The sequence below is a fragment of the Pseudomonas graminis genome (assembly GCF_013201545.1).
GTDB lineage: Bacteria > Pseudomonadota > Gammaproteobacteria > Pseudomonadales > Pseudomonadaceae > Aquipseudomonas.
Genome location: NZ_CP053746.1, coordinates 119,046 through 134,804, shown reverse-complemented (window position 1 = coordinate 134,804; position 15,759 = coordinate 119,046). Strand labels below are relative to the sequence as shown.

The 15,759-nt window shown below is 61.6% G+C and carries 14 protein-coding genes; 9 read left to right on the top strand and 5 right to left on the bottom strand.

Going from position 1 to position 15,759, the window contains the following annotated elements:
- The first annotated feature begins 58 nt into the window (after positions 1 to 58).
- The 6 genes from FX982_RS00665 (at position 59) to fabF (ending at position 6,975) form a co-directional block, all read left to right on the top strand.
- Positions 59 to 1,027 carry a UDP-glucose 4-epimerase family protein gene (locus FX982_RS00665; RefSeq protein WP_172609259.1) on the top strand — a complete coding sequence of 323 codons (969 nt, stop codon included), beginning with the start codon at positions 59 to 61 and terminating at the stop codon, positions 1,025 to 1,027.
- On the top strand, positions 1,024 to 2,040 hold the full coding sequence (locus FX982_RS00660) for an MraY family glycosyltransferase (RefSeq protein ID WP_172609258.1): 1,017 nt from the start codon (positions 1,024 to 1,026) through the stop codon (positions 2,038 to 2,040). The genes FX982_RS00665 and FX982_RS00660 overlap by 4 nt, the downstream gene beginning before the upstream one ends.
- Positions 2,041 to 2,150: 110 nt before the next feature.
- A complete protein-coding gene (locus tag FX982_RS00655; protein WP_172609257.1) occupies positions 2,151 to 4,145 on the top strand; it encodes a polysaccharide biosynthesis protein in 1,995 nt (664 codons plus the stop codon).
- 197 nt (positions 4,146 to 4,342) lie between these two features.
- A complete protein-coding gene (locus FX982_RS00650; RefSeq protein WP_122535643.1) occupies positions 4,343 to 4,687 on the top strand; it encodes a ComEA family DNA-binding protein in 345 nt (114 codons plus the stop codon).
- Between the two features lie 169 nt (positions 4,688 to 4,856).
- The gene (locus FX982_RS00645) at positions 4,857 to 5,660 is read left to right on the top strand and encodes an SDR family NAD(P)-dependent oxidoreductase (protein WP_172609256.1); all 804 of its coding nucleotides are present in this window, start codon (positions 4,857 to 4,859) and stop codon (positions 5,658 to 5,660) included.
- Positions 5,661 to 5,700: 40 nt separating this feature from the next.
- The gene (gene fabF / locus FX982_RS00640) at positions 5,701 to 6,975 is read left to right on the top strand and encodes a beta-ketoacyl-ACP synthase II (RefSeq protein WP_172609255.1); all 1,275 of its coding nucleotides are present in this window, start codon (positions 5,701 to 5,703) and stop codon (positions 6,973 to 6,975) included.
- Between the two features lie 60 nt (positions 6,976 to 7,035).
- On the opposite strand, the gene FX982_RS00635 is transcribed toward fabF, so the two are convergent.
- The 4 genes from FX982_RS00635 to dsbD form a co-directional block, all read right to left on the bottom strand.
- Positions 7,036 to 7,599: a TetR/AcrR family transcriptional regulator gene (locus FX982_RS00635; RefSeq protein ID WP_172609254.1), complete on the bottom strand. Its 564-nt coding sequence runs from the start codon at positions 7,597 to 7,599 to the stop codon at positions 7,036 to 7,038.
- A 151-nt stretch (positions 7,600 to 7,750) separates the two neighbouring features.
- The gene (gene dsbG, locus FX982_RS00630) at positions 7,751 to 8,518 is read right to left on the bottom strand and encodes a thiol:disulfide interchange protein DsbG (protein WP_172609253.1); all 768 of its coding nucleotides are present in this window, start codon (positions 8,516 to 8,518) and stop codon (positions 7,751 to 7,753) included.
- Positions 8,515 to 9,363 carry a TlpA disulfide reductase family protein gene (locus tag FX982_RS00625; protein ID WP_172609252.1) on the bottom strand — a complete coding sequence of 283 codons (849 nt, stop codon included), beginning with the start codon at positions 9,361 to 9,363 and terminating at the stop codon, positions 8,515 to 8,517. Before FX982_RS00625 ends, dsbG begins: the two co-directional genes overlap by 4 nt.
- Positions 9,363 to 11,138 carry a protein-disulfide reductase DsbD gene (gene dsbD, locus FX982_RS00620; protein WP_172609251.1) on the bottom strand — a complete coding sequence of 592 codons (1,776 nt, stop codon included), beginning with the start codon at positions 11,136 to 11,138 and terminating at the stop codon, positions 9,363 to 9,365. The genes FX982_RS00625 and dsbD overlap by 1 nt, the downstream gene beginning before the upstream one ends.
- 153 nt (positions 11,139 to 11,291) lie before the next feature.
- Here dsbD and FX982_RS00615 point away from each other — a divergent pair, with 153 nt between their 5' ends.
- On the top strand, positions 11,292 to 11,975 hold the full coding sequence (locus FX982_RS00615; protein ID WP_065993005.1) for a response regulator: 684 nt from the start codon (positions 11,292 to 11,294) through the stop codon (positions 11,973 to 11,975).
- The gene (locus FX982_RS00610) at positions 11,972 to 13,306 is read left to right on the top strand and encodes an ATP-binding protein (RefSeq protein ID WP_172609250.1); all 1,335 of its coding nucleotides are present in this window, start codon (positions 11,972 to 11,974) and stop codon (positions 13,304 to 13,306) included. Before FX982_RS00615 ends, FX982_RS00610 begins: the two co-directional genes overlap by 4 nt.
- A 71-nt stretch (positions 13,307 to 13,377) precedes the next feature.
- On the opposite strand, the gene FX982_RS00605 is transcribed toward FX982_RS00610, so the two are convergent.
- Complete coding sequence (locus FX982_RS00605) at positions 13,378 to 13,827, bottom strand: DUF4440 domain-containing protein (RefSeq protein WP_172609249.1); 450 nt, start codon at positions 13,825 to 13,827, stop codon at positions 13,378 to 13,380.
- 358 nt (positions 13,828 to 14,185) lie between these two features.
- Here FX982_RS00605 and FX982_RS00600 point away from each other — a divergent pair, with 358 nt between their 5' ends.
- Positions 14,186 to 15,463: a serine/threonine transporter gene (locus FX982_RS00600; RefSeq protein WP_172609248.1), complete on the top strand. Its 1,278-nt coding sequence runs from the start codon at positions 14,186 to 14,188 to the stop codon at positions 15,461 to 15,463.
- The last annotated feature ends 296 nt before the right edge of the window (positions 15,464 to 15,759 follow it).

The window sequence follows — 15,759 nt, the reverse complement described above, 5'->3', positions numbered from 1 at the left end:
CGCTGCCACGCAGCGGCCGTCATGATGGACGGCGAATCTTTATGTGCATGGATCGGATATGACCAGAAAAATCCTGGTAACAGGGAGTTCGGGATTTTTAGGAACAGCGCTGGTTGACCACCTTGCACACCTGTCTGACGCGCACATTGTCGCGGTCAGCAGACAAGCGACGACCCACTCTTCTCCAACCGTGACGACGGCCACTGTTGCCGGGCTGAATGCCGACACCTCATGGCAGACAGTCCTACACGACGTCGATACGGTCGTTCATGCGGCAGCGCGTGTGCATGTCATGCGCGACACGGCCGCTGACCCGCTTTCGCTGTACCGGGAGGTCAACACCCTCGGCACGCTGCATCTGGCGGAGCAGGCCGCTGCAGCCGGTGTCCGGCGCTTCATCTTCATCAGTACGATCAAGGTCAACGGCGAATCAACGGCACGGGGCGAATGCTTTCGTGCGGACGACGCTCCCAATCCGAGCGATCCCTACGCCATTTCCAAGCACGAAGCGGAACAGGGCCTTCTGACCCTCGCAAAGACCTCTACGATGGACGTGGTGATCATCCGTCCGGTGCTGGTGTACGGGCCAGGGGTCAAAGCCAATTTCCTACAACTGATGCGCACGTTGCGCAGAGGCGTGCCGTTACCACTCGGTTCAGTGAACAACGCACGCAGCCTGGTTTCGCTGGATAACCTGATCGACCTTATCCAGGTTTGCATCGATCATCCTGCTGCTGCGAATCAGGTCTTTCTGGTCAGTGATGGCCGGGACCTGTCGACCACTGAACTGGCCAGCCGCCTCAGCGCGCACCTGCGTGCATCCTGTTGGCTCATTCCGGTCCCCGAATCCCTTATCATGCTCGGCGCCACCCTGTTGGGTCGCAAATCGGCGGCCGAGCGGGTGCTGGGATCGCTGCGGGTGGACATCAGCAAAAACCGCGAGCGGTTGCAGTGGCAGCCCCCGGTGTCGGTAGAGGACGGCTTGAAGAAGACCGTCGAGCATTTTCTGGTTACGGATCGAGCATGAATTATTGGTGGGTCGCGGTTGCTGTTGTGGTCTTTTCGTTTGCGCTAACGCATGTATTGCGACGGTATGCGCTGCACAAGAGTCTGATTGATATTCCCAACGGCAGAAGCTCCCATACGATTCCGACGCCGCGCGGCGGTGGTGTGGCGATTGTCATCAGTTACCTGATGGTGCTGGTCTGGATGGTCTCTACAGGACTGTTGGGGCGCGACCTGTTTCTGGCCATGTTTGGCGCGGGCGCATTGATCGCCGCACTGGGGTTTCTCGACGATCATGGTCATATCGCAGCGCGATGGCGTCTGCTGGGGCATTTTTTTGCTGCGGCGTGGGCGTTGTTCTGGCTGGGTGGTCTTCCTGCGATCAGCGTGTTCGGCATGACGCTGGCGCCGGGCTTGATCGTTAACGTGCTGGCGGCGTTCTATCTGGTGTGGCTGCTCAATCTGTACAACTTCATGGATGGCATCGATGGCATTGCCAGCGTTGAGGCGATCTGTGTCTGCGTGGGCGCGGCGATCATCTACGCGCTGAGCGGTTTCGCCTCGCTGGTGTGGCTGCCGGTCCTGCTGGGGTGCGCAGTGACGGGCTTTCTGCTCTGGAATTTTCCCCCGGCAAAGATCTTCATGGGCGACGCCGGCAGCGGATTCCTCGGCATCATGCTGGGCTGTCTATCATTGCAGGGCACGTGGATTTCCTCGCAGTTCTTGTGGGTATGGCTTATTCTCCTCGGGGTTTTCATCGTAGACGCTACAGTAACCCTCATCCGTCGGCTCGTTCGGGGCGACAAGGTCTATGAGGCTCACAGAAGTCACGCTTATCAATTCGCCTCGCGACGTTTTGGCAAGCACCTTCCGGTGACGTCCGCAGTCGGTGTAATCAATCTGTGCTGGCTGTTGCCGGTCGCTGTGTGTGTCACCCGTTTCAATCTGGACGGCGCACTCGGCGTGATCATTGCTTACGCTCCACTGCTCGCTCTGGCGGTCCTGTTCAAAGCAGGGGCGCTTGAAAAGAGCTGAGCGTGGACATTGGCGCTGAAGCTGTTGATCCGAATCCCCCGGCGGGACAGGAATCAATGGTCGGCGCAGGGGTCGACTGAAAGGAGTTTGAACGCGTGCTTGAGGGGAAAATGGAGAAAATTCGTACTTCGCTGCTGGCGCTGCCTCGCCGGCACAAGCGGATCATGCAGGTCGCCGCAGACGTCTGTCTGATCTGGTTTGCCTTGTGGATGGCGTTTGTCGTCCGCCTGGGCATCGACGAACTCATCAACCCCCTGGAAATCCACACCTGGCTGTTCGCCTGTGCGCCCGTTGTTGCTATCCCGCTGTTCATTCGTTTCGGCATGTACCGCGCAGTCATGCGCTATTTCGGCAATGACGCGCTGATCGCGATCATCAAGGCTGTCAGCCTCTCGGCGCTGATTCTCGGGTTTATCGTCTACCTCTACAGCAACCACCAGCATGTCGTACCGCGATCGGTGATGTTCAATTACTGGTGGCTGAGCATGGTCATGATTGGCGGACTGCGCCTGGCCATGCGTCAGTATTTCCTGGGGGACTGGTTCTCCGCCGTTCGCCATGTTCCTTTTGCCACCCGGGACGATGGGCTGCCCAAAGTGGCCGTTTATGGTGCCGGTGCGGCGGGTAACCAGTTGGTTGCCGCATTGCGCATGGGCCGGTCAATGCGTCCGGTGGCATTCATCGATGACGATGATTCGATCTCCAACAGGGTCATTTCCGGGCTGCAAGTTTACAAGCCCAAGCACATCCAGCAGATGATCAACGTCACGGGCGCGCAGGAAATCCTGCTGGCGGTCCCGTCCTCGGCACGGGCGCGGAGACGGGAAATTCTGGGGTTTCTCGAGGGCTTCCCGCTGCACGTGCGCAGCGTGCCGAATTTCTCTGATCTGGCCGCGGGACGGGTGAAGGTCGACGATCTTCAGGAAGTCGACATCGCCGACCTGCTCGGCCGCGACGCAGTGCCTGCCCAGGAAGAATTGCTCGAACACTGCATCAAGAATCAGTGCGTGCTTGTGACCGGGGCGGGGGGCTCGATCGGTTCGGAGCTGTGTCGGCAAATCCTGCTCCTGAAGCCGACCACGCTGTTGCTGCTCGATCATAGCGAATTCAACCTGTACACGATCCTCACCGAGCTGGAGCGGCGCGTCGCTCGCGAGTCGCTCAAGGTCAAATTGCTGCCCATTCTGGGTTCGATCCGCAATCACGCCAAGCTGCTGGACGTGATGAAAACCTGGCAGGTCAATACCGTCTACCACGCGGCGGCCTACAAGCATGTGCCGATGGTCGAGCACAACATTGCCGAGGGCGTGCTTAACAATGTGGTCGGTACGCTGAATGCTGCCCAGGCGGCGCTGCAGGCGGGCGTGGCCAACTTCGTGCTGATTTCAACCGACAAGGCCGTGCGCCCGACCAACGTGATGGGCAGCACCAAGCGACTGGCCGAGCTGACGCTGCAGGCGTTGAGCCGCGAAACCGCGCCGGTCATGTTCGGCGATCGCTCCAATGTGCATCAGGTCAACAAGACGCGATTCATCATGGTGCGCTTCGGCAACGTGCTGGGTTCCTCCGGCTCGGTGATTCCGCTGTTTCATCAGCAGATCAAATCCGGCGGGCCGCTGACGGTCACGCACCCGAAGATCACCCGCTACTTCATGACTATCCCGGAAGCCGCGCAACTGGTGATTCAGGCAGGTTCCATGGGGCAGGGCGGCGACGTGTTCGTGCTCGACATGGGCGAGCCGGTGCGCATCATCGAGCTGGCGGAGAAGATGGTGCATCTGTCGGGCCTGAGCATTCGCTCGGAACACAACCCGCAAGGCGACATTGCCATCGAATTCACCGGGCTGCGGCCTGGCGAGAAGCTCTACGAGGAGCTGTTGATCGGCAACAACGTTGCGGCGACTCGCCACCCGATGATCATGAGCGCCCAGGAAGATTTCCTTTCGTGGGACGTTTTCAAGCAAAGCCTCTCGCATCTGCTCAAGGCGCTCGACGATGACGATTACACTCGCGTTCGGCAGATCCTCGGTGACACCGTCAGCGGCTACGCCCCGGAAGGCGATATCGTCGACTGGATTCATCAGCAGCGTCGTCGGGAACCGTAAGCGCACGCGCCGCGGAAACCTTTTCTTACTCAGCCAAACCGGGCCTGAATCGGGCGGGAGCCCCACATATACCGGGCCTGCGCGCCGGGACATATCCGGTCACCGATCCCTGCATTGACGCACTGCCGCCATCGGCTAGGTTTGGAAAGCAGCTCAGGAATGCTGCTTCCACTTACGATGCCCATGGAGCATGACTCATGCGTACTTCTTATCTGTCCTCCTTGATCTTCGCGCTGCTGGCGGGTACATCCCTCGCCGTGAATGCCGCGACTTCCGCCGCCCCTGCCACCACGCCGGCAGACGTCGCCAAGCCTGCGATTTCCGCTCCGCTGGGTGTGCAGGGCTCAAAGGTCAATCTCAACGCCGCCAGTGCGGAGACCCTGCAGAAAGAGCTATCAGGCATCGGCGCCGCCAAGGCCAATGCCATCATCGCGTACCGTGAAGAGCACGGCGGCTTTACGGCCGTCGACGAGTTGATCGAAGTGAAAGGCATTGGCAAGGCGCTGCTGGACAAGAACCGCGACAAGCTGTCGATTGACTGAAACCCCATGAGCCTGAGGCCGATCACTGATCGGCCTTTTTCATGCCTGCAATAACCCAAAGCCCGCCGTTCGCGGACCGATCAGAAAAATGACGATCGACATATTATTTTTTAAATTACGGGCGTAATATCCATCCGCAGCTACGCTCACTTACCCGTGGAGAACGTTCATGACGAGTCAAAATCAAGGCAAAGCTGTCATCACCGGCGCATCGTCGGGCATTGGTTTCACCTACGCGGACCGCCTGGCACAGCGCGGATTTGATCTGATCCTGGTGGCCCGTGACCAGGCGCGCCTGGAAGCGCTGGCGACGGATCTGCGCGCGAAACATTCGATCAATGTCGAGGTGGTGAAAGCCGACTTGACCCAGCCCGCCGACGTCAGTGCCCTCGAGCAACGGCTGCGCACGGACGCATCGATCACGCTGCTGGTGAACAACGCCGGGGTTGCACTGAGCACCCCCCTCGCCGAATCGGATATGGGCGAAGTGGACCGTCTGATCCAACTCAATATCGTTGCGCTGACCCATCTGGCCTCAGCCGCAGCGGCCGGTTTTGCGACGCGCGGTACCGGGGCGATCATCAACATCGCGTCCGTGGTGCCATTGTTGCCGGAACGCTTCAACGCGGTGTACGCCGCCAGCAAGGCTTACGTGTTGAGCCTCACCCAGTCGCTCGCCGCCGAGATGAGCGAAAAGGGCGTGCAGGTTCAGGCGGTGCTGCCTGGCGCGACCCGGACTGAAATCTGGGAGCGCGCGGGCATGGACATCAATGCCTTCCCGGCGGAGATGGTCATGGACGTCAACGAAATGGTCGACGCCGCCTTGGCCGGGTTTGATCAGAAGGAGCTGGTGACCATTCCATCGCTGCCCGATGCCGCGCACTGGCAGGCTTTCACCCAGGCACGCCTGGCGCTAGGCCCGAGTCTGTCGCTGCAGCACGCGGCGCAACGTTACAAAACGGCGGGCGCTTAACGGTGCCGGCCACTGCCAAAAACGAGGAAAAGGTGAACCCATGAGTGAGCGTCGCATCGTAGTGACGGGTATGGGGCTGGTAACGCCATTGGGCTCCGGCGTCGAAGCGGTATGGAAGCGGTTGCTCGAAGGCCGCTCCGGCATCGTGCAGTTGCCTGAGCAGACGGTGGCTGATCTGGCGGGGAAAGTCGGCGGCCCGGTGCCGACGCTGGAGCAAGACCCTGAAGCCGGATTTGATGCTGACGCTGCCGCGCCGCCCAAGGAGCAGAAGAAGATGGACCGCTTCATCCTCTTTGCCCTGGGCGCTGCGCAACAGGCAGTCAAGCAGGCGGGTTGGGCGCCGTCCACCGAGGAAGAACGCGAACGCACCGCGACCATCATCGGCGCCGGCGTGGGCGGTTTCGGTGCCATCGCCGAGGCCGTGCGCATCACGGATACCCGCGGGCCGCGGCGTCTGTCGCCGTTCACCATTCCGTCGTTTCTGGTCAATCTGGCAGCCGGGCATGTGTCGATCCAGCACGGTTTCAAAGGCCCGCTGGGCGCTCCGGTCACCGCATGTGCAGCGGGCGTCCAGGCGATCGGCGATGCCGCGCGGCTGATCCGCAACGGTGAAGCGGACGTGGCCATCTGCGGTGGCGCCGAAGCCTGCATCGATCGCGTTGCCCTGGGTGGCTTCGCGGCGGCGCGGGCGCTCTCCAATGGCTTCAACGACACGCCGGAGCGCGCGTCGCGGCCGTTCGACCGGGACCGCGACGGCTTCGTCATGGGTGAGGGCGCGGGGATCATCGTCATCGAAACCCTGGAGCATGCACTCGCCCGCGGCGCCACGCCCATTGTCGAACTGGTCGGTTACGGCACCAGCGCTGACGCCTATCACCTGACGGCCGGGCCAGAAGATGGCAGCGGCGCGCGCCGGGCGATGCAGGCAGCGATCCGTCAGGCCGGCATCCAACCTGCCGACGTCCAGCACGTCAACGCCCACGCCACGTCCACCCCGGTGGGGGACAAGGGTGAAATGGCGGCGATCAAAACGGTGTTTGGTGACCAGAATGGTGTTGCGGTGACGTCGACCAAATCAGCCACCGGGCACCTGCTCGGCGCAGCAGGCGGGATCGAGGCCATATTCACGGCATTGGCGATCCGCGATCAGATCGCGCCGATGACGCTGAATCTGGAGAACCCTGACGAGGCGGCAACAGGCATCGACATCGTCCACGGCAAGGCACGTCCGATGAACATCGAGTACGCACTGTCGAACGGTTTTGGCTTCGGGGGCGTGAACGCCAGCGTGTTGTTTCGTCGCTGGCATCCCTGAGAGGCCTCAGTGAAATAAACGAGATGCTTCCCTGCCGCGAAGAGGGCAGGGAAGTGAGGGTCAGCCTTCGATCAGTTGCTTGAGCTGATCGCGGGTGGTCTCCAGAATTCGCTCGGCCAGTGCCGGATCTTTCGCGCTGCGCGCCAGCACCATCGCCCCCACCAGCCCGGACATAAGCATCACGCTCTTGTCGCTGCTCTGCCCGTCGGCCGGCATTCCGGCTTCGAGGGTGGCGAGCATGCGGTTGATCAACTCGTCGGTGATCTCGCTCGGTTGCCCGCGCTGGCCCAGCTCGGACGCCATGGTCGGCAGCGGGCAGCCCTTTTCCGGATGATCGCGATGGGCGGTCGACAGGTACAGGTCGATGAACGCCTGGGTCGAGCTGTCTTCTGCCAGTTTCTCGGCCCGTGAAGCATGCAATTGGTCGACGGCACATCGCAGGGATTTTTCGACCAGGTCGTCCTTGGATTTGAAGTGGGCGTAGAAACCGCCATGGGTCAGGCCCAATGCCTTCATCAAGGGCTGCAAACCGGTCGCGCCAATGCCGTCACGGCGAAAGCGCGCGGCGGCTTCCTGAAGGATGCGCTGGTGGGTCTGGGCTTTGTGATCTTCGGCGTAACGCATGGAGCGCGCCTCCTGACTGTGGCTCTTGAGATGGTGGTCGACATTTTTACACGTCTGACAGGCCCGTGCAGTAGCCAGGTTGGATCGCGTGTCGCCACTGGTCAGAGCGCCTCATTTATAGCCCGCTGATTAAGGCGGCGTCACAGCGCCTTTATTTCGGCCCCATCATTTTCGCCAGCGCCTCCGGCCGGGGCGCGCCCTGTTGCTGCTGGAGGTGTCCGGCCTCGTCCTTGTAGAAAATCGACGGAGTGGCTGAAAGGCCCATGTCTTCCATCAGTTTCATATTGGCGTCGAGTTTTGCCTGAAGGTCTTTGGGGATGTTTTGCATAGCCTTGAGCGTGCTGGCTTTGCCCGCCTGCTCGTGGTTCTGCAGGGCGACTTCCGGGTTCGCGTCGGCCAGCAGGCTCGCGGCTTTGGCAGCGCTGTCCTCGCGGATCACGCCGACCATGATGTGGCGCAACTGTACTTTCCCCGATTTGACCCATGGCCGCGCCTGCTCCCAGAACAGGTTGCAGTACGGACAGTTGGCGTCGCTGAACAGGTAGATGATTTTGGGCGCAGTTGTGGCACCGTCGGCGATCCAGGTGCTGTTTTCCATGCGGCTCCACATCGCCTCGGCCATTGGCCCATAGACCAGTTTCTGCAGGGGCGCGGTGCTCAGGTCTTCGCCCTTTTCGTTGAACAGATTGCCGGCGAGCACATGCTTGCCGTCAGGGGTCAGGTACAGCGCCATGCCCTGATTCTGGTACTCGGCGGCGTAACCCTTCAGCCCGGCCGGCGCGTCGAAGCTGCCTTTGATAGTCGCGCCTTTGGCCTCCAGTGCCTTGATCGGAGCGGGCAAGTCTTCGGCGTGAACCAGCGAGGCTGGCAGGCTGAGCGAAACGGCGACGGCGATGAACGCAGGGTGAATGAAGTTCATGGGGTGATCCTTTGCTGTGAAGACGGGGTGGAAGAGGAGGTAGGCTGGCCGAAACCGTCCAGGTAATGTTTCAGGCTGGCGCTGGACAGTTCGCCCAGATGCCCGTCCTGTTGTCGGCCGTTCTCGCCGTAAAACAGCGTCGTGGGCAGGGCGGCTGATCCGGCATGTCGGCCCAGATCACCCCTGTCATCGAACAACACGTTGTCCAGCTGCAGACCTTGGCTGCCGAGAAAGGCCGCCACGTCACGTGGGCTTTCTCCCTGATTGACGAACAGAAACAGGACGTCGGGATTGGCCTGTTGCGCGGCTTGCAGGACTGGCATTTCCCTCCGGCAGGGCGGGCACCACGTCGCCCACAGGTTGATCACCAGCTTGCGCCCGTCGTAGTCGCGCAAGTGAACGCGCTCGCCCTTGTCATTGCGAAACGCCAGATCCGGCAGCGGGGCATCCTGACGAACGCTTTCGACCGCCAGACTGCTCAGCCACCAGAACAGCAATCCGCTAGCGACGCCCCACCCCAGTGGCCTGCGCTGCAACGGTCGCCGCCACACCATCGTGACGGCGCTGGCCACAACGGCGATCACGCCGGGCCAGGTACTGAAGCCGCCGTCGCGGATATCGACGATGCGCAGCGGGTCACTCTCATACTGCGGCCAGTAGCGCGCGACGAACGCCATACGAGCCACCAGAAGCCCGAACATGAACAGGCCGAACACGGCGCGTTCCGGGTTGATCCTCTGCTTGCGGCCACTGATCCAGCCGACCAACGTCGCCAGCGCGAGGGCAACGAGCAGCAGCAGATGGTTGAGCGACAGGGCTAACGGCCCGACGGAAAAACTCAGCATCAGCCACGCCCCCGGGTCGTTTCCCAGTGCTGCAAAAAGCCCTCAAGGTCGACTTCGCCGGTGATTCGCCGATCGCGCCTTTCGCTGCCGTCCGGTGCGATCCACACCAGCGTCGGCGGGCCCAGCACGTTGAAACGACCGAGCAGCGCGCGGCTTGCGTCGTTGTCCGCAGTGACATCGAGGCGCAGCAGGCGCACGCCGTTCAATGCCTGCAGGGTTTCAGCCTTGGCGAACACGTTCTTCTCCATGATCTTGCAGGACACGCACCAGTCGGCGTAGTAGTCGACCAGCACCCACTGCCCGGCGGCTACGGCGGCGGCGAGTTCCCGGTCCAGGGCCTGCGGGTCCTTGATAGTGGTGAATGCATCATGGGCTTCAATCGCGGTAGACGAACTCGACCCGCTGTAGACCTTGAGCGGCTGCCAGGGATCGTCGCCGCCCGCCGCCGCGCCGGTCACCATCATCACGCCCCACAGCCCCACGACCAGGCCGATGGGTGCGCAGAGGAGTGAGGCGCGTGGCAGCAACCGGGTCTGCAGGATAGCGCTATAAGCAACCACGATCAGCAGCGCGCCGAACAGCGCCATCCACAGTACGTCGGCGAGCAGCGGCCGGATCATGATCAGCGCCGTGCCCAGTAGTAGAAACCCGAAGAGGCCTTTGACCAGGTTCATCCAGGCCCCCGGTTTAGGCAGAAAACGTGTGCCGACCGTGACCAGCAGCAACAACGGCAGGCCCATGCCCAGCCCCATGACGAACAACACCAGGGCGCCGTGCAGCGCATTGCCGCTCTGGGCGATATACAGCAGCGCGCCCGCCAGGGGGGCGGTCATGCAGGGGCCGATCATCAGTCCCGACAGCGCGCCGAGAAGAGATGCGCCCAACAGACTGCCACCGTGGCGCTGACGCCCGGCCTTCTCCAGACGGTCGCGCAGGAAACCCGGCAACTGCAGCTCGAAGAAGCCAAACATCGGCAGCGCAAGCAGCACAAACAGCACCGCGAAACTGCCCAGCAGCCACGGCTGTTGCAGGGTCGATTGCAGGTTGCTGCCCAACAGCGCGGCGACCACGCCCAGCCCGGCATAGATCAACGCCATGCTCAGCACGTAGACGCCGGCCAGCGCAAAACCTCGTGCCGGTCTCGCGCCGCTGCCGACTACCACGCCGGCCAGGATCGGCAGCATCGGCAGTGAACACGGGGTGAACGCCAGCAGCAGACCCAGCCCGAAAAACGCCAGCAGGCTCAGGGCCAGAGAACGTTGCGCGAGGCCACTGGCCAGCGCTTGATCTTCAGCCTGATCGCCGACTTGAGCGTTGGCGGGTTGCCCGTTGCCGCTGCCCACACTGACGGGCTGGCTTTGCGGGGGATAACACAAGCCGGCATCGGCGCAGCCCTGCCAGCTCACTTTGATCTGACCACTGGCCGAGGCCGGAATCGTGAGTTCAAGGGCTTGCCGATAGACCTGCTGCTGGCCGAAATACTCATCGTGATGATCTTCACCGGTCGGCAGGACGGGCTGCTGTTCCTTGTTGAGTCCTTCGAACCTGAGCCGTTGCTGGTACAGGTAATAGCCGTCCGCAATTTGCCAGTACAGGCGGGCTTCCCCGGACGCCAGGCGTTCCGAGGTGAAGATAAACGCTTGATTGGCCGGCAGAAAATCCGGCTTCTCGCTGAAGAGTGAGGGGCCGTTCCTGGACGGGAAAGTGTCGCCGCCGGGCAGGGCCTGCGCCAGCAGCGGGAAAAGGATCAACATCACCAACCACAGATTACGCATGCATTCTTTCCATCCTTAGTGAGTGGGGCGAAGCCTGCGCAGTGGCGATTAACAGTCGATTAAGCCGATGGGGCGCGTCGTGTCTGCGGCGGCTCGTGCATAATCCGCCGTTAATCCCTCTGCGCTTCAATCGCCTTTTTTTCGGGGCCGACCATGCACGTACTGCTTTGTGAAGACGACGACCTGATTGCCAGCGGCATCGTCGCAGGCCTCGATGCCCAGGGCCTGACGGTGGACCGCGTGGCCACGGCATCATCGGCGCGGGCGATGCTGTCGGCCGCACATTTCGACGTGATGATTCTCGACCTCGGCCTGCCCGATGAAGATGGCCTGAAGCTGTTGCGCCAGATTCGCCAGCAGGGTGTGGAAATCCCGGTGCTGATTCTTACCGCTCGCGACACCGTCACCGACCGTGTCGACGGCTTGCAGGCCGGCGCGGACGACTACCTGCTCAAGCCCTTCGACTTGCGTGAACTCAGCGCGCGTCTGCATACCCTGGTGCGCCGCATGGCCGGGCGCAGCGTCAATGTGATCGAACATGGGGTGCTCAGCTACGACCCGAGCAGCCGGGAAACCCGCCTTGCCGGTCAACCGGTTGATCTGTCCCGCCGTGAACAGGCCCTGCTGCAAGCGTTGCTCAACAACAGCGGTCGCGTGCTTTCGGGCGAACAGCTAAAGGACTGCGTGTACGGCTTCGGCGACGAAGTGGAGAGCAACGCCCTCAATGTTCATATCCATCACCTGCGGCGCAAGCTGGGCGGCCGTATCATCGAAACCGTCCGCGGGCTCGGTTATCGCCTCGGCCCGGCCGGCCATGATTCGGAGCCCACGCCATGATGAGCCTGCGCACACGGCTGAGCCTTATCCTGGGCTCGGCGTTCATTCTGATCTGGGTGCTGGCGGCGGCGTGGATGCTGCGCGACTTGCGCACGCAGATGATGCAATCCCTCGATCAACGCCTTGAGGCCTCGGCGCGGATGGTGGCGGGGCTGCTCGAACAGATGCAAATGCCCACCGGCAGCGACACTCGCTCGCTGCGGGCCGATGATCCGGCGTTGCCCAACGGGATGGCCTGTCAGTTGAGTTCCCTGCGCGGGCAAGTGCTGGCGCGCACCGACAGCTCGCCGAGCGAACCGCTGAAGGCCGATGCCAGCGGCTTCCATGACCAAATGATCAACGGCGACCACTGGCGCGTGTACACGATGATGCATGACAACGTGCGGGTGAGCACTGCCGACCGGCAGATCGAACGCGACGTGCTTGGGCACTCGGTGCTGCTGGCGGCATCGGTGCCGGTGCTGGTCGCGCTGTTCGGCAGCCTGGCGCTGGTCTGGTTCGGCATCGGCCGGGGGCTGGCGCCGCTCAATCGCATGCGCGATGCGTTGAATCGGCACAGCGCCGATTCGGTCGAGCCACTGGACGTGCCCAACCTGCCCAGCGAACTTCAACCGCTGCTGAAAAGTCAGAACCAGCTGTTTCAGCGCATCGCCCAGACCCTTGAGCGCGAACGTCGGCTGACCGGCGATGCCGCCCATGAACTGCGCAGCCCGCTCACGGCCATCAAGACCCATCTGCAAGTGGCGCGGATGACCGACGGCCAGAAGCGCGACACGGCGCTGGCCCATGCGGAGGAGGGCGCTGACCGCATGCACCGCACCCTCGAACAGCTGCTGTTGTTGGCGCGGGTCGAGGGCAGCCTGTCGTTCGATGATGGCGTGCAGTGCGATGCCGAGCAGGTCGCGCGGCTGGCGATTCACGACGCCAGTCACGGCGATGAACAGCGCATCGAACTGATCCTTCCGTCGCAGTTGTCCAGCGCTGCACTACAAATGCCGGCGGCGCTGGCGGTGGCCGCACTGCGCAATCTGCTGGACAACGCCCTGCGCCACAGCCAGGCCGCGGCGCAAGTGGAACTGAGCGTTGAAACCTTCGACGGCCAGGCGCATTTCCGCGTTCGCGATCATGGCCCTGGCATTCCCGAGCCGGACCTGGACAAACTCACCCAACGCTTCTGGCGCAACGGCAAAAGCCCTGGCGCGGGCCTGGGGCTGGCGATAGTTCAGGCTATCGTGCAGCGCTGCGCGTGTTCGCTTCGCTTTGACAGCCGTCATGACGGTTTGCGGGTGGAGCTGAGCATGCCGTTGCGGCGCGATGTCGCAGGCGAGTGACGTGTGGGAAGGGTCTGAAAGTGGAGTCGGCCTGCCGTTGCACATCAGGCCGACTGTTGGCTGAATGTCCGCTACTCCGGCATGGCCGAAGAGTGATGGGAGGTAATCAGCCACTCGTTATCAACAAGTGCGTAAGTGAAGGTGTAACGTGCCTGGACTTCTGAGTTATCGCTGAAACGAAACGTGTACAGGCCGGTATCGATTGCACTGTTGCAACTTGTAATAACAGTGCTGCTGTCGAGGGTGCCGAACGGCTTCTTTCTAAGAAACGTGTTGAAGTAATCGAGTTTGCCGGCAAGGTCTGTTCTGGGCTGGTTGGAGAGGGTCGGAAGCAGCACGGCGTCGGACGTGTAGTTCGCGGCGACCTTGCGAGAATCGCCGGTTTGCAGCGTGTTGTTCCAGCGTTCGAACAGGATTTTCGCTTGCTGCTGATCAAGTGTTGCGCAGTGTGCGGGGGCGTTGTTTGCACTCGCGTAAGTGCTGGCAGTGAGCAGTGTGATGACGGCGAAAGTCTTGAGCATGCGTTACCTTCCATGGGGTGTTCAATGTGGGTCGAGAGCCTAAGGGAGGACGACTCAAAGTTGTACTGCCATGGATTTACAATACGTTTCTTTAATTAAATCAGCCGTCTTCGATGTGGGAATTGTCCGATTCATTAAGTAAGAAACGTAGCTGATTTACCCAGGAAGTTAAGCCGGTTTGAAACTTCGATGATCCCGGCCCGAGGGCTTTTGGTCCGACAAGCCTTTGATTCTGCTCTCCAATCCCGGACAATCGCGCCCCTTTCCCTGTAGAGAACCGGTCAGGGGCGCCGACTGCCATGTTTTTTCGACGCGCTTTTGACCATGTAGCTATCACCGGCAACGGAGAATCGACCGGATGAATGATCAGGCCAACAGCGTCGAACACACTGTCGACGCCGCACCCGCGAACGTGACGACCTGGAACCGCAACGACACCACCTGGATGCTCGGGCTGTTCGGCACCGCCATCGGCGCGGGTACGTTGTTTCTGCCGATCAACGCGGGTATCGGCGGGTTCTGGCCGCTGGTGATTCTGGCCGTGCTGGCCTTCCCGATGACCTTCTATGCGCACCGCGGGCTGACCCGCTTTGTGCTTTCGGGCCGCAATGGGGCGGACATCACCGAGGTGGTGGAGCAGCATTTCGGCAAGAAAGCCGGTGCCTTGATCACCCTGCTGTATTTCTTCGCCGTGTTTCCGATCCTGCTGATCTACAGCGTGGCGCTGACCAACACCGTGGGCAGCTTCATGGAGCACCAACTGCATGTGCCGCCGCCGCCCCGCGCGCTGCTGGCGTTCGTGCTGATCCTCGGCCTGCTGGCGGTGGTGCGTTGCGGTGAGCAGATCATCGTCAAAGCCATGAGCCTGATGGTGTACCCGTTCATCGTGGCGCTGCTGTTCCTCGCCGTGTTTCTGATTCCGCACTGGAACGGCGGCATTCTCACCACGGCAAGCAGCTTTCCGGCACCTTCGGCACTGCTGCACACGCTGTGGCTGGCGATTCCGGTGATGGTCTTCTCGTTCAACCATTCGCCCATCATTTCGGCATTTGCCGTCGACCAGAAGCGTCAATATGGCGAGCAGGCCGAACCGCGCAGCTCGCAGATCCTGGCCCGCGCCCATCTGCTGATGGTGGTCATGGTGCTGTTCTTTGTCTTCAGCTGCGTGCTGACCCTGGCGCCGGAGCAACTGGCGGAAGCCAAGGCGCAGAACCTGTCGATCCTGTCCTATCTGGCCAACCATTTCAGCAACCCGACCATCGCGTTTGCCGCGCCGCTGATTGCTTTCGTCGCGATCACCAAGTCGTTTCTGGGCCACTACATCGGCGCCAGCGAAGGCCTAAAGGGTCTGGTGTTGAAAACCGGCCGCCGTCCTTCACCGCGTACGCTCGATCGCCTGACCGCAGGCTTCATGCTGGTGGTCTGCTGGCTGGTGGCAACGCTCAACCCAAGCATTCTCGGGATGATCGAAACCCTCGGCGGCCCGGTCATTGCCGCGCTGCTGTTCCTCATGCCGATGTACGCCGTGCGCAAAGTGCCAGCCATGCGCCGGTATGCGGGCAAACTGTCGAACGTGTTTGTGGTGGTGATCGGACTGATCTCTATCTCGGCGCTGGTTTATTCGTTGTTGCAGTGACGCTCCAAGGGCGGCGGAGGGCAGATCGTCCGTCGTCCTGAAGCTGCGCGCTGCGGGATAGCCAGCACCGCTCGTGTGAGCATGAACAAGATGGCGCAACCCATGGCTCAAGAAGACGGGATTTCATCACTGAAAATTCGGGGAATGTACCGACCTCTTCGCGAGCAAGCTCGCTCCCACAGTTGGGCACCGACAACGCAGACTTCTGAGTTGAGTGAGAGACCGTTGGCCTCCGGCCTGGGTCCGGATAATCGCAAAGTCGGTCAGCAAACGCCGATCATGTGGGAGTGAGCTTG